At 68.3% G+C, this 13,187-nt stretch carries 12 protein-coding genes; 4 read left to right on the forward strand and 8 right to left on the reverse strand.

The features are described from left to right. Positions 1-2 precede the first annotated feature (2 nt). Positions 3-1,646, reverse strand: coding sequence for a phosphoglucomutase (alpha-D-glucose-1,6-bisphosphate-dependent) (pgm, locus tag ILP86_RS02485; protein ID WP_193761289.1), 1,644 nt, complete (start codon positions 1,644-1,646; stop codon positions 3-5). Positions 1,647-1,815: 169 nt separating this feature from the next. Between pgm and pheA the strand changes: the two genes are divergently transcribed. Next, positions 1,816-2,766, forward strand: coding sequence for a prephenate dehydratase (gene pheA, locus ILP86_RS02490; RefSeq protein ID WP_045264466.1), 951 nt, complete (start codon positions 1,816-1,818; stop codon positions 2,764-2,766). Positions 2,767-2,796: 30 nt separating this feature from the next. On the opposite strand, the gene ILP86_RS02495 is transcribed toward pheA, so the two are convergent. From ILP86_RS02495 to ILP86_RS02505, 3 genes are all read right to left on the reverse strand, one after another. Further along, a complete protein-coding gene (locus ILP86_RS02495; RefSeq protein WP_045264467.1) occupies positions 2,797-3,006 on the reverse strand; it encodes a hypothetical protein in 210 nt (69 codons plus the stop codon). An 83-nt stretch (positions 3,007-3,089) separates the two neighbouring features. Next, entirely contained in the window at positions 3,090-4,130 is a 1,041-nt protein-coding gene (locus tag ILP86_RS02500) for an LLM class flavin-dependent oxidoreductase (protein ID WP_193761290.1), read from the reverse strand. A 113-nt stretch (positions 4,131-4,243) separates the two neighbouring features. Next, complete coding sequence (locus tag ILP86_RS02505) at positions 4,244-4,666, reverse strand: Hsp20/alpha crystallin family protein (RefSeq protein ID WP_058632973.1); 423 nt, start codon at positions 4,664-4,666, stop codon at positions 4,244-4,246. Positions 4,667-4,800: 134 nt separating this feature from the next. Here ILP86_RS02505 and ILP86_RS02510 point away from each other — a divergent pair, with 134 nt between their 5' ends. Then, on the forward strand, positions 4,801-5,127 hold the full coding sequence (locus ILP86_RS02510; RefSeq protein WP_046747595.1) for a MerR family transcriptional regulator: 327 nt from the start codon (positions 4,801-4,803) through the stop codon (positions 5,125-5,127). Positions 5,128-5,181: 54 nt separating this feature from the next. Further along, positions 5,182-6,912, forward strand: a complete 1,731-nt coding sequence (locus tag ILP86_RS02515; RefSeq protein WP_058632974.1) for a sodium:proton antiporter — start codon at positions 5,182-5,184, stop codon at positions 6,910-6,912. Positions 6,913-7,111: 199 nt separating this feature from the next. Here ILP86_RS02515 and ILP86_RS02520 read toward each other — a convergent pair whose 3' ends face one another. The 4 genes from ILP86_RS02520 to ILP86_RS02535 all read right to left on the reverse strand — a co-directional run bounded on the left by ILP86_RS02520 (position 7,112) and on the right by ILP86_RS02535 (position 10,190). Next, positions 7,112-8,536 carry a dicarboxylate/amino acid:cation symporter gene (locus tag ILP86_RS02520; RefSeq protein ID WP_174799748.1) on the reverse strand — a complete coding sequence of 475 codons (1,425 nt, stop codon included), beginning with the start codon at positions 8,534-8,536 and terminating at the stop codon, positions 7,112-7,114. A gap of 144 nt (positions 8,537-8,680) precedes the next feature. Further along, positions 8,681-8,917, reverse strand: coding sequence for a helix-turn-helix transcriptional regulator (locus ILP86_RS02525; RefSeq protein ID WP_046747597.1), 237 nt, complete (start codon positions 8,915-8,917; stop codon positions 8,681-8,683). Further along, on the reverse strand, positions 8,914-9,561 hold the full coding sequence (locus ILP86_RS02530; protein WP_113681399.1) for a hypothetical protein: 648 nt from the start codon (positions 9,559-9,561) through the stop codon (positions 8,914-8,916). The genes ILP86_RS02525 and ILP86_RS02530 overlap by 4 nt, the downstream gene beginning before the upstream one ends. After that, the gene (locus ILP86_RS02535) at positions 9,561-10,190 is read right to left on the reverse strand and encodes a hypothetical protein (RefSeq protein ID WP_193761291.1); all 630 of its coding nucleotides are present in this window, start codon (positions 10,188-10,190) and stop codon (positions 9,561-9,563) included. Before ILP86_RS02535 ends, ILP86_RS02530 begins: the two co-directional genes overlap by 1 nt. Positions 10,191-10,394: 204 nt before the next feature. Here ILP86_RS02535 and ILP86_RS02540 point away from each other — a divergent pair, with 204 nt between their 5' ends. After that, positions 10,395-12,929 carry an ATP-dependent Clp protease ATP-binding subunit gene (locus ILP86_RS02540; RefSeq protein WP_046747599.1) on the forward strand — a complete coding sequence of 845 codons (2,535 nt, stop codon included), beginning with the start codon at positions 10,395-10,397 and terminating at the stop codon, positions 12,927-12,929. The last annotated feature ends 258 nt before the right edge of the window (positions 12,930-13,187 follow it).

A 13,187-nucleotide genomic window follows, 5' to 3' on the forward strand; every position in this document is an offset into this window, starting at 1 on the left:
CGTCAGTCGCCGAGCGCGGCGGAGACCACGGCGCGTGCTTCGGCCTGCACCTCGGCGAGGTGCTCAGGACCGCGCAGGCTCTCCGCATAGAGCTTGTAGACGTCTTCGGTGCCCGAAGGGCGAGCGGCGAACCAGGCGTGCTCGGTCTGCACCTTGAGGCCGCCGATCGCCGCACCGTTGCCAGGGGCGTGCGACAGCTTCGCCGTGATGTCCTCGCCGGCGAGCGCGGTCGCCGTCACCGCCTCGGGAGCGAGCTTGCCGAGGGTCGCCTTCTGCTCCGGGGTCGCCGGAGCGTCGACGCGCTGATACGCCGATGCGCCGAAGGCGGTCTCCAGCTCCTGGTACCGCTCCGAGGGGGTCTTCCCGGTGACGGCGATGATCTCGGCGGCCAGCAGGCACAGCAGGATGCCGTCCTTGTCCGTGGACCAGACCGAGCCGTCCTTGCGGAGGAACGAGGCACCGGCCGACTCCTCCCCGCCGAACGCGACCGAGCCGTCGAGCAGCCCGGGGACGAACCACTTGAATCCGACCGGAACCTCCAGCAGGCGCCGTCCGAGCGACTCGGCGACGCGGTCGATGATCATGGACGAGACCAGCGTCTTGCCGATCGCGGCGTCGCGGGGCCACCCCTCACGGTGCGAGAACAGGTAGTCGATGGCGACCGCGAGGTAGTGGTTCGGGTTCATCAGTCCGGCGTCCGGGGTCACGATCCCATGCCGGTCGGCGTCGGCGTCGTTCCCGGTGAGGACGTCGTAGGAGCCCTTCTTCGCGACCAGGGATGCCATCGCCGAAGGGGACGACGGATCCATCCGGATCTTCTCGTCCCAGTCGAGCGTCATGAAGCGCCATGTCGGGTCGACCTCGGGGTTCACGACGGTGAGGTCGAGGTCGTGCATCTCGGCGATCAAGGCCCAGTACTCGACGGAGGCCCCGCCCAGCGGGTCGGCGCCGATGCTGACGCCGGCGCTGCGGATCGCATCGATGTCGATGATCGACGGCAGATCGCGCACGTAGGCGTCACGGAAGTCGTAGCCGGTGAGGGAGTCCCAGTCGATGTCGGCGAAGCGCTCCAGCTTCACGCCCTCGAGCCCTGCGGCGATCAGGGTGTTCGCCCGGTCGGCGATCCAGCTTGTCGCGTCGGTGTCGGCGGGCCCGCCGTGCGGAGGGTTGTACTTGAATCCGCCGTCGCGCGGAGGGTTGTGCGAGGGGGTGACGACGATGCCGTCGGCGCGACCGGGGTCGTCTGCCGCCTTGCCGCGGTTGTAGGTGAGGATCGCGTGGCTGAGGGCCGGAGTCGGCACCCACGAGTCGCGGGAGTCGACGCGCACGTCGATGCCGTTCGCGAGCAGCACCTCGATCGCGCTGCGCTCGGCGGGGAGCGAGAGCGCGTGCGTGTCGCGTCCGAGGAACAGCGGACCGGTGATCCCCTGCGCGTCGCGGTAGTCGACGATCGCCTGCGTCGTGGCGAGGATGTGGTTCTCGTTGAAGCTGTTCGACAGCGACGATCCGCGATGGCCGCTGGTGCCGAACACGACGCGCTCTGCGGCCACCTCCGGGTTCGGCGTGCGGTCGTAGTAGGCGGCGATCAGTTCGTCGACGTCGATCAGGTCACTTTCCTCCGCGGGGAGGCCGGCACGGCTCGTCATCCTCTCAGTCTGCCCCCTGTTCGGCGTGATCGCATCTGGAAGAGGCCCTCTTCCTCTCCCGCCTCGCCGTTCTCGTCGCGATATGACAGCCAGAACCGCCGACGAAGGTGGAATATTGCGACGGGAGGGGAAGTCACGCGGGGGAGCGGCGCCGTCACCGAGGGATAAGGTGAAACCCGTGACTGAACGCCGCACCTACAGCTATCTCGGCCCCGCCGGCACCTTCACGGAGGCGGCGCTCGATCAGGTGGCCGAGGCCCGCGGGCAGGACTGGCGCCCCGTGCACAACGTGGGCGAGGCTCTCGCCGACGTGCTCGAGGGGCGCAGCGACGCCGCGATGATCGCGATCGAGAACTCGATCGAGGGCGGGGTGTCCACCACGCAGGACGCTCTGGCGACCCTCCCCGGTCTGCGCATCATCGGCGAGTACCTGGTGCGGGTGAACTTCGTGCTGGTCGCCCCGCGCGGCACGACGCTTGACCAGGTCGAGGTCATCGCGGCGCATCCCGTCGCCTACGCGCAGTGCCACGGCTGGCTCGGCGCGCACCTGCCGTCGCACTCGCACGTGCCGGCCTCGAGCAACGTCGCCTCCGCGATCGGCGTCCTCGACGGAACGCTGCCCGCCCAGGCCGCCATCGCGGCTCCCGGCATCGTGAACCACTACGACGTCGATGTGCTGGCGGAAGGCATCGGCGACAACGCGCAGGCGGTGACCCGTTTCGTGCTGGTCACCCGCACCACCCGCTCACCGGAACCGACCGGTGCAGATAAGACGTCCCTGATCGTCGAGCTTCCGCACGACCACCCCGGATCGCTCCTGGAGATGCTCGAGCAATTCTCCACCCGCGGTATCAACCTGTCGCTCATCGAGTCTCGGCCCATCGGCGATGAGTTGGGTCGCTACCGGTTCGTGATCGACGCCGACGGCCACATCGAGCACGAGCGCATGGCCGATGCGCTGCTCGGCATCCGCCGGTTCAGTCCCCGCGTCGTGTTCCTCGGGTCGTACCCGCGGGCGGACCGTCAGATCGTGCAGTACCCTGACCGCTACTCGGACGACGTGTTCGTCGAGGCGCGCGATTGGCTCCGCGGGATCCTCTCCGGCGAACCGGAGTCCTGACTCTCCCGGTCCGTCAGGCCGTCGAGCCGCTCAGTGCTCCTGGAAGCGCGGCCAATCGCTCCCCGGCGTCATGTGCGAATGCAGCGCACCCTTCGCCGAGGCGAGGCTCGGGTAGGTGCCCGTCGTCGCGTCGGCCCCGACCATCGTGACCGTGTAGCCGTCCTCGTCGTGGCGGATGCTGCCCACAACGCCGTTGCGTCCGTAGGCCACCCAGAGTGCGAGTGTCTTCGTGGTGCTCATCGTCGAACCCCTCTCTCTGCCGCCGAGGCTACGCCTGCCCGCAGGGGAAGGCCAGGGCTTGACAAGCGGCCGTCACTGTCGGCTCAGAGCGCAGCGGCGATGAGCTCCAGAGTCTGCGCTCGTCCGGTCGGGGCGTCCTTCGGCTCGGCGTCGTAGGCACCGGCGACCGGTGAGAGCATGACCTCGTCGACGCAGTGGCGCTCGGCGAAGGCACGCACCTCGGCCGCGACGCTCTCACCCGTGCCGACGAACCAGCGAGAGCGGGCGGCCTGCACGACCTCGTCGGTCGCCGGGTCGGTGACGGCGGACATCGCTTGCTCGACGGTCTCGAGAGCGGCGAGGGGTTGATTGAGCCGCAGGCGCGCCATCATCCGCAGCTGCGGCAGCGCGCGAGCCTCCGCCTCGTCCTGGGTCGGCGCCGCCACCGCGTTCACGGTGAGGAACGTGCGCGGCTCAGGGTGCTCTTCGCTGGGGCGGTACCCGGTGCGGTAGAGATCGAGCGCGCGTTCGAGACCCTGCCCCGAGAAGTGGTTGGCGAAGACGTAGGGCAGCCCGTGGGATGCGGCGAGCTGGGCCGAGTAGTCGCTCGATCCGAGCAGCCAGACCTCGGGGGTTCCGGTCGCGGCCGGAGTGGCGCGCACCGTGTACTCCCCGCCAGAGGTGAAGCGCAGGGCGGCTCCCTCGCCGGAGAGGAGTGCGGCGATGTCCTGCACATGGCGCGGGAACTGCTCCACGTCGCTCGTCGTTCCCGAACCGCGGAGCAGCTGGGTGATGACCGGGTCGCTTCCCGGAGCGCGCCCGAGGCCGAGATCGATGCGGCCGGGCGCGATCGCCTCGAGTGCCGCGAACTGCTCCGCGACGATGAGCGGCGCGTGGTTGGGCAGCATCACGCCGCCCGAACCGAGCCGCACGCGCGAGGTGCGGGTGGCTGCGGCCGCGATCAGCACCGGGGGAGTGGTCGATGCGACCGACGGCATGTTGTGGTGCTCGGCGAACCAGTAGCGGCGATAGCCGAGGCGGTCGGCGACCTCCGCGAGAGCGAGCGAGGCGGCGACGGCCTCTGCGCTGGTCTGGCCGGTGCGAACCGGGACGAGGTCGAGGACGGAGAGAGCTGTATCGGGCATCCTCGGTTGCAACGCGTCCGCAGGCGCCGTCATTCCCCGTCTTGCCCGGTTCGCCCGGCGGTGTTCAGGGCCCAACGGGGTGGGGGCGACAGTCACGCCGCCCCCACCGTTCGTCAGGCGTTGATCGCCTCGCGCTGATCAGTGGACTCCACCGTGATCTTGCGCGGCTTGGCACGCTCGCTCACCGGGATGATGACGGACAGCACACCGCTCTCGTACGAGGCGCTGATGCCGTCGAGGTCGACACCCTCGCCGAGCGAGAACTGCCGCAGGAAGGAGCCGGATCCGCGTTCACGGGCGAGCCAGCGCACACCGTCACGAGTGTCGGGGGTGCGCTGTGCGCGGATCGTGAGCTGACCGCCGTCGAGATCGACGTCGATCGAGCCGGGGTCGGCCCCGGGAAGGTCGGCGTGGAGCACATACCGGTCTCCGTCGCGGAAGAGGTCCACCGGCATCGGCCGGGGAGCGCGAACGGAGTCCAGCACGCTCGCGGCGAAGCGATCGAGCTGGCTGAAGGGGTCGAAGGTCAGTGCCATGAGGTTCTCCTTTCGTGCTGCCCTGAGGGCGAATCGGTGGTGCAGGAGATCTGCACCATTGCTATAGATTTTTTATACGACAACTCGTGTTAGATTTGCAACTCCGAATCCCGCCGACCTCAGGGGGTGACCGCATGCCGCATCGTGACAGCCGGACGCCGCTCTATGGCATAGCCGTCGCAGCGCAGCTGGTCGAGCTCCCCGAGGCGACGCTCCGCCTGTTCGAGAGCAAGGGCTTGCTCACCCCCGCCCGCAGCGAAGGCGGGACCCGCCGCTACAGCGATGACGACATCGAACGGCTGCGGCGAGCGGCCTCACTGCGCGAAGACGGGGTGAACATCGCCGGGATCGCTCGGATGCTCGACCTGCAGGATGCGAACGACGACCTGCAGGTGCGCAACGAGCAGCTCCGCGAAGCTCTCGATGCTCAGCGCGGGAGAGGCCGCCGCTCCGCCGACTGATCGATGGTGCGACGCGGCCGACCGTCCATCGGGCCCGACCACTACCGTTGAGGCATGGAAGCAGGCATCTTCTACGTCCTCGTCGGCTCGGTCGCCGTCGCCGCCTTCGCGCGGTGGCGTGGATGGCCTGCACCTCTGCTCGTGACGGTGGTCGCGCTCGCCGCGTCGTTCCTCCCGTTCGTGCCCGATCTCGACATCGACGGGCATGTGCTCCTGAGTCTCGTGCTGCCGCCGCTGCTGTACTCGGCCGCCCTCGATGTCTCCTTCGTCGGGTTCAAGCGCAGCCTGCCGCAGATCCGCCGTCTCGGGATCTGGCTCGTGCTGCTCACGGCCCTCGCTGTCGGGTTCGTCGCCTGGTGGATCCTGCCCTCGCTCACGCTTCCCGGCGCACTGCTGCTGGGCGCGATCGTCGCTCCTCCCGACGCGGTGTCCGCCGCGGCGATCGGTCGTCGGCTCGGACTGCCTCGACGCATCATGACCGTGTTGTCGGGCGAGAGTCTCATCAACGACGCGACCTCGCTCACCCTGTACCGGGTGTTCGCGGCGATCCTCGCCGGGGCGACGGTCTCGGTGTGGGGCGGTGTCTTGCAGTTCCTGCTGGCTGTCGGCGTCGGTGTCGCCGTCGGACTCGTCTTCGGGATCGTCCTGCACCAGCTGCGCATGCGCATCAGCGATCCGGTCGTCATCGGCACCTTCGGACTGCTCGCTCCGTTCGGTGCGTACGCGATCGCCGAGCATCTGCTCGGATCGGGAGTCCTCGCCGTCGTGGCGATGGGGCTCTACGTCGGTTACAACTCGCCGCGCACCGACTACACGACGCGCCAACAGGAGAAGCCGCTGTGGCTCTCGGCCGACCTGTTGCTGGAGAGCTTCGTGTTCGCCTACATCGGGCTGCAGTTCCCTCGCGTGCTCAGCGACCTCGGCAGCGAGTCCGTCGGACAGATCCTGCTGCTCTCCGGCGCGGTGCTGCTCGTGGTGGTCATCGTGCGGCCCCTCTACATCTACCCGACCAGTGCGTGGTCGAACTTCCAGGACCGCAAGCGTCTCGAGCGCTGGGATCGCGGTGTGGAATCCGGGGAGTTCGAGAAACGTCACCGCAGGTCGCGTCGCTGGGGGAACTACACGGCGGACGAACTGCGCAGCCACATCGTCCGGGAGCAGATGGCGGGACTCACCCTCACGTGGAAGGACAGCGCCGTCATCTCCTGGGCGGGCATGCGCGGGGTGGTGACGCTGGCGATCGCGGTGGCGGCGGCCGACCTCGCGACCCTCGACACCGAGGCGTCGCACGCGATCGTCGTCGTCGCGTTCATCGTCACGGTGGGCACCCTGCTGCTGCAGGGGCTCACGCTGCCCATGCTGATCCGTGGTCTCGGCATCGAGCGCGACGCGGATGAGGCGGAGGACGAGGCGGCTCTTGCGGAAGTGCGGGAGAAGAGCCGCGAGGCCGGCAAGGCCTATCTCGCCGAGAAGCGCGTGGAGTGGGAGGCGAAGTACGGCGAGGTCGATCTGAGCGTGTTCGACGCGTTCACGAAGCGTATGACCCGGGTGGAGAAGGACACCGACGAGGCGCAGAAGGTCGAGGACGCCGTGACCCGGCCCTCCTATGACGACCTCGTCGCGCTGTCCAGAGGGTGGTTGCAGGTGCGCCGCGACATCCTCCTCGCCGAGCGCGACGCCGGCAATCTCGACGAAGAGGTGATGCGGGAGCTCATCGCCGCGATGGATGCCGAGGAGCTCGCGCTCGACACGCGCGGTGCCACCCGTCAACAGAGCCGCGCCTGACGATCCCTCCCGCTCCCCCTCCTCCCCTCCCCTCCCCTCCTCCCTCCCCCCTCCTCACCTCCGCCGAGACCCATCGTCGTCGCCCAGACCCATCGTCTGAGACGTCTGCGACTGTGGGTCTCGACGACGCGCGTGGGTCTCGGCGGAGGAGAGACGGGGGAGGAGGGGGAGAGGGGGAGAGGGAGAGAGGGGGAGGGGGTCAGCGTGCGCTGACCGGCTCCTTGTCGGCGGACGCGTCCGCCTCGGGAGCGTCGTCGTCGCCGGAGTCGTCGGCGAAGGGGAGGCCCTCGCGCGGAGCGTTGTAGAGCTCCTCGTTCAGGATGCCCTCGCGCTTGGCGACGATGGTCGGGATCAGCGCCTGACCCGCGACGTTGACCGCGGTGCGGCCCATGTCGAGGATCGGGTCGATCGCGAGCAGCAGCCCGACGCCCTCGAGCGGCAGACCGAGCGTCGACAGTGTCAGCGTGAGCATGACCACCGCGCCGGTGGTTCCGGCGGTGGCGGCGGAACCGACGACCGAGACGATCACGATCAGCAGGTACTGCACGAAGTTCAGCTCGATGCCGAAGAACTGTGCCACGAAGATCGCGGCGATGGCCGGGTAGATCGCGGCGCAGCCGTCCATCTTCGTGGTCGCGCCCAGCGGCACGGCGAACGAGGCGTAGGAGCGGGGCACTCCGAGGTTGCGCTCGGTCACGCGCTCGGTGAGGGGCAGCGTGCCGATCGAGGAACGGCTGACGAAGGCCAGCTGCACCGCGGGCCACACGCCGGAGAAGTACTGTTTGATCGACAGGCCGTGCGTCTTGACCAGGACGGGGTAGACGACGAACAGCACGAGCGCGAGGCCGATGTACACCGCGGCGGCGAACCAGCCGAGTGAGGCCAGCTTCTCCCAGCCGTACTTGATCACTGCAGAGCCGATGAGGCCGAACGTGCCGAGCGGGGCGATGCGGATGATCCACCACAGCACGCGCTGGATGACCTTGAGCAGCGACTCGGTGAACACGAGGAACGGCTCTGCCTTCTTGCCGGCCTTGAGCGCGGCGATGCCGACGACGGCCGCGACCACGATGACCTGCAGGATGTTGAAGCCGACGCTGGAGCTGAAGGTGCCTTCGACGGCGCCGGGGTTGGTGCTGACCGTGAGCCCGAGGAAGTTCTGCGGGATGAGACCCAGCAGGAAGTTCCACCAGGTGCCGACCGTGTACGGGTCGCCGGTCTCGAGGCCCTCACCGGCGCGGTTGCCCGGCTGGATCACGAGGCCGAGGACGATGCCGATGATCACGGCGACGAACGCGGTGATCGCGAACCACAGGATCGTCTGCCCTGCCAGGCGTGCAGCGTTCTGCACGCGGCGCAGGTTCGAGATGCTGGCGACGATGGCCGTGAAGATCAGCGGGACGACGGCGGCGCGCAGCAGCGTCACGTACGAGCTGCCGATCGTGTCGAGGGTCGCCGACAGGCCGTTCGGGTTCTCGGCGGTGGCGCCGAGCTGGCGGCCGATCAGACCGGCGGCGACGCCGAGGACGAGGGCGGCGAGGATCTGGAAGCCGAACGACGTCAGCAGCTTCCGGACCGGTCCGCGGGTGTCTGGCGCCTTCTGGGCGCGTGCGGTGGTGCTCATGGGGTGGGGACTCCAGGATCGCGGCGCGCCGAGTGCGCGCCATGAGGCCCAACGCTATGACTCCCTGAGAATTCCCTGGGTGGATATGACGAAGGATGACGCTCCCGAGCTCAGCGGGGGAGTGAGTTCAGCGGGGGAGGGGGCTCAGCGGGGAGCGAGCACCAGCAGCTCGCCCACTTCGCAGTCGAGCGCTTCGCAGATCGCGCGAAGGGTGGAGTAGCGGATGGCGCGGGCGCGGTCGTTCTTCAGGACCGACAGGTTCACGATGCTCACCCCGACCGCGGCGCTCAGCTCGGTGAGGGTCATCCCGCGATCGGCGAGCAGCTCATCGAGTCGGCAGTGGATGCCGGTGAACTCGTCGTCGCTCTCCGCCGGGGTCACACCAGCCCCTCCGTTTCCTTCTCGAGCGCGAGCTTCTCGTTCTGCAGGCGGATGCCGCGGCGGAAAGCGACGGCGATCAGGCCCACGGTCACGCCGGTCGCGAAGATCGGAGCGACGCTCCAGAACTCGATCGGATGCGCAGGCTCTCCCTCACCGAGGCCGAGTGCTGAGGTGACGCCGTTGCGGCCCATGGTCTCGAACATGACGATCAGGATCGGCGCCACGACCAGGGTCCAGCCGATCACATCGAACGCGCGGGCGTTGCCGCGCACGAAGAAACGTCCGCGCAGGAAGTTCCAGGCGACCAGCGTGACCGACCCGATCACCAGCAGGGCCGCGAGCGCCCACAGGGTGATGGCGGCGATGATCGCCCCGACCGACACCGTGTTCACACCGGTGGCGAAGACCATCGCATCCTGCGCTATCCCCTCGACGGAGATCGCGCCGGAGTCGGTGGTCGCCGAGATCGGCTGCTCGTCGATCGGGATCGACCACGCGATCCCGGAGTCGCGGAAGGTGCCGGCGACGCGCAGGATCGTGGCGAACGCCACTGCGACCAGAGCCGCGGCGGCGTAGAGGATCACGGTGATCGCGTCCGCCGTCTCGGAGCGGGTGGCCTTGGTTGCGGCTGCGGTGGTGTTCATCAGACGAGTCCTTCCGTGTCGCGCTGTAGGCGTTGATCGATCTCGAACGCGCCGGCGACGACCACGAGCGCGAAGCCCCACCCGAACGGGGCGAGGTCGATCGACATCTCGAACGCCGGAACGCCACCGGAGACGAGGTTCAGCTCGGAGGTGATCTCGCTGAACGCATTCGCGCGCACCGCCTGGCTCATCAGACCGCCCGCCATGACGGCGAGCGCGGCGACGGCGATGCCCCAGGTCGCCGCGCTGCCGAAGGGGCGACCGATCAAGAGCCGGATGCACAGCCAGGCGACCGCGAGGCACAGCACGATCGGGCCCAGGACCGCGAGCGCATCGGCGATGGCGAGCAGGAGGCGGGGAGACAGGCTGAGGCCGGAGGCGGTGAGCGTGACGGTGTCGTACTGTGCATCGGAGATGTTCGAGGACGCCGCGAGCACTGCGGGCGCCTCGGCCGTGCTCAGCGGCATCGACGGGACGGTGACGGACTCGCCCGTCATCAGGACGGCGGTGCGGACGCCTGCGCCGATCAGATCGACGACCGCGATGGCTCCCGCGGCTCCGGCTATGACACCCAGCACGGTCTTCTCCACCAGGCTCGCCGCTCTGGTCGCGGTCGGTACATCGGTCATGGCGCCTCCTTCTCCGTGGCCCGGTTCGGACCCGTTGTTATCGACTTTCGTTAACATAACGACAGTCGATAACCCCGTCAACCTCCGGTATGCCCACGGCGAACACGGGCATACGTGCCGTTCGCGGTGGTTACTCTCGATGTACAGGCGCAGAGAACGCCATAGGTGTCAGCGCTTCGCCCCGTGCGAATAAGGAGTCACAGCATGTTCGAGAGATTCACGGACCGAGCCCGTCGAGTGGTTGTCCTCGCCCAAGAAGAGGCGAAGATGCTCAACCACAACTACATCGGAACCGAGCACATCCTGCTCGGTCTCATCCACGAGGGTGAAGGTGTCGCTGCCAAGGCGCTCGAGTCGCTCGGCATCTCCCTCGACGCCGTGCGCGAGCAGGTGCAGGACATCATCGGCCAGGGCCAGCAGCAGCCGACCGGCCACATCCCGTTCACCCCGCGCGCCAAGAAGGTTCTCGAGCTCAGCCTCCGCGAGGCCCTCCAGCTCGGCCACAACTACATCGGCACCGAGCACATCCTGCTCGGCCTCATCCGCGAGGGCGAGGGCGTCGCCGCCCAGGTGCTCGTCAAGCTCGGCGCCGACCTCAACAAGGTGCGCCAGCAGGTCATCCAGCTGCTCTCCGGCGCTCCCGGTCGCGAGCCGGCGTCCGTCGGTGCGCAGACCAACGACTCGCAGGCGGGCGCTCAGGGCGGCTCGGCCGTGCTCGACCAGTTCGGTCGCAACCTCACCCAGGCCGCACGCGACAACAAGCTCGACCCGGTGATCGGGCGCGAGAAGGAGGCGGAGCGGGTCATGCAGATCCTCTCCCGCCGTTCCAAGAACAACCCCGTCCTGATCGGCGAGCCGGGCGTCGGCAAGACCGCCGTCGTCGAGGGGCTGGCCCAGGCGATCGTCAAGGGCGATGTGCCCGAGACGCTGAAGGACAAGCAGCTCTACTCGCTCGACCTCGGCTCGCTCATCGCCGGTTCCCGCTACCGCGGTGACTTCGAGGAGCGTCTGAAGAAGGTCACCAAGGAGATCCGCACGCGCGGCGACATCATCGTCTTCATCGACGAGATCCACACCCTCGTGGGTGCGGGCGCCGCCGAGGGTGCGATCGACGCGGCCAGCATCCTGAAGCCTCTCCTCGCCCGCGGCGAGCTGCAGACGATCGGTGCCACCACGCTCGACGAGTACCGCAAGCACTTCGAGAAGGACGCCGCGCTCGAGCGCCGCTTCCAGCCGGTGCAGGTGAACGAGCCGACGCTGCCGCACGCGATCAACATCCTCAAGGGTCTGCGCGACCGCTACGAGGCGCACCACAAGGTGCAGATCACCGACGGCGCGATCGTGGCCGCGGCGAACCTCGCCGACCGCTACGTCTCGGACCGCTTCCTCCCGGACAAGGCCATCGACCTGATCGACGAGGCCGGCGCACGTCTGCGTCTGTCGATCCTGTCCAGCCCGCCCGAGCTGCGTGAGTTCGACGAGAAGATCGCCGCCGTGCGCGAGCAGAAGGAAGTCGCCTCCGAGGAGCAGGACTTCGAGAAGGCCGCCTCCCTGCGCGACGAGGAGAAGAGCCTCCTCGCGGAGCGTCTGCGCCTCGAGAAGCAGTGGCGTGCGGGCGACGTCGCGACCCAGGCGGTCGTCGACGAGGGTCTGATCGCCGAGGTGCTCGCCCAGGCGACCGGCATCCCCGTGTTCAAGCTGACCGAGGAGGAGTCCAGCCGACTCGTCTTCATGGAGAAGGCGCTGCACCAGCGCGTCATCGGTCAGGAGGAGGCCATCGCCGCCCTCTCCAAGACCATCCGTCGTCAGCGTGCCGGCCTCAAGGACCCGAAGCGTCCCTCCGGCTCGTTCATCTTCGCCGGCCCCACGGGTGTCGGAAAGACCGAGCTGGCCAAGGCTCTCGCCGAGTTCCTGTTCGACGACGAAGCTGCGCTGATCTCCCTCGACATGAGCGAGTTCGGTGAGAAGCACACCGTCTCGCGTCTGTTCGGTGCCCCTCCCGGATTCGTCGGATTCGAAGAGGGTGGCCAGCTCACCGAGAAGGTGCGGCGCAAGCCGTTCAGCGTGGTCCTCTTCGACGAGATCGAGAAGGCGCACCCGGACATCTTCAACTCGCTGCTTCAGATCCTGGAAGAGGGTCGTCTCACCGACGGTCAGGGTCGGATCGTGGACTTCAAGAACACGGTCATCATCATGACCACCAACCTCGGTGCGCGCGACATCGCCGGCGGACCCGTCGGCTTCCAGATCGAGGGCAACGACTCGACCAGCTACGACCGGATGAAGGGCAAGGTGAACGAAGAGCTCAAGCGGCACTTCAAGCCCGAGTTCCTCAACCGTGTCGACGACATCATCGTGTTCCCGCAGCTGTCGAAGGAAGAGCTGGTGCAGATCGTCGATCTGTTCACCAAGCGCCTCGGCGAGCGTCTGCTGGACCGCGACATGACGATCGAGCTGTCGCAGGCCGCCAAGGAGCGTCTGATCGAGATCGGCTTCGACCCGGCCCTGGGCGCCCGACCGCTGCGTCGCGCGATGCAGCACGAGGTCGAGGACCGTCTGTCGGAGAAGATCCTGCACGGTGAGCTCAACTCCGGAGACCACGTGAAGGTCGACGCGAAGGACGGGCAGTTCCTGTTCGAGCACGGCCCGCGCGATGGCGGTCCCGTCGCGGTCGGTGTGAACACCGGCGGCGGCGCGATCTCCGGCACCCCCGACCTGGCGGTCGCCAGCGGGGAGTGACCTCCCGGAACCACGAGAAGGGGCGGATGCTGCGGCATCCGCCCCTTCTTGCGTCCCCGCCTCTTGCGTCCCCGCCTCTTGCGTCCCCGCCTCTTGCGTCCCCGCCTCTTGCGTCCCCGCCTCTTGCGTCCCCGCCTCTTGCGTCCACCATGCCGCGGCGCCTCGGCGCGTCCAGGCCGGACACGCCTCGAGGGCATCGGATGGTCTGGGTTTTGGCATACCGACCCCGGCTGAGGGACATGCCCAGGGGTGGGTTCT

The organism is Microbacterium sp. R1, from assembly GCF_015159725.1.
GTDB lineage: Bacteria > Actinomycetota > Actinomycetes > Actinomycetales > Microbacteriaceae > Microbacterium > Microbacterium oxydans.

Coding starts and splice junctions, on each gene's coding strand:
- pgm (WP_193761289.1), bottom strand. CDS start 1,646: ATGACGAGCCGTGCCGGCCTCCCCGCGGAGGAAAGTGACCTGATCGAC.
- ILP86_RS02495 (WP_045264467.1), bottom strand. CDS start 3,006: ATGAGCACCACGAAGACACTCGCACTCTGGGTGGCCTACGGACGCAAC.
- ILP86_RS02500 (WP_193761290.1), bottom strand. CDS start 4,130: ATGCCCGATACAGCTCTCTCCGTCCTCGACCTCGTCCCGGTTCGCACC.
- ILP86_RS02505 (WP_058632973.1), bottom strand. CDS start 4,666: ATGGCACTGACCTTCGACCCCTTCAGCCAGCTCGATCGCTTCGCCGCG.
- ILP86_RS02510 (WP_046747595.1), top strand. CDS start 4,801: ATGCCGCATCGTGACAGCCGGACGCCGCTCTATGGCATAGCCGTCGCA.
- ILP86_RS02515 (WP_058632974.1), top strand. CDS start 5,182: ATGGAAGCAGGCATCTTCTACGTCCTCGTCGGCTCGGTCGCCGTCGCC.
- ILP86_RS02520 (WP_174799748.1), bottom strand. CDS start 8,536: ATGAGCACCACCGCACGCGCCCAGAAGGCGCCAGACACCCGCGGACCG.
- ILP86_RS02530 (WP_113681399.1), bottom strand. CDS start 9,561: ATGAACACCACCGCAGCCGCAACCAAGGCCACCCGCTCCGAGACGGCG.
- ILP86_RS02535 (WP_193761291.1), bottom strand. CDS start 10,190: ATGACCGATGTACCGACCGCGACCAGAGCGGCGAGCCTGGTGGAGAAG.
- ILP86_RS02540 (WP_046747599.1), top strand. CDS start 10,395: ATGTTCGAGAGATTCACGGACCGAGCCCGTCGAGTGGTTGTCCTCGCC.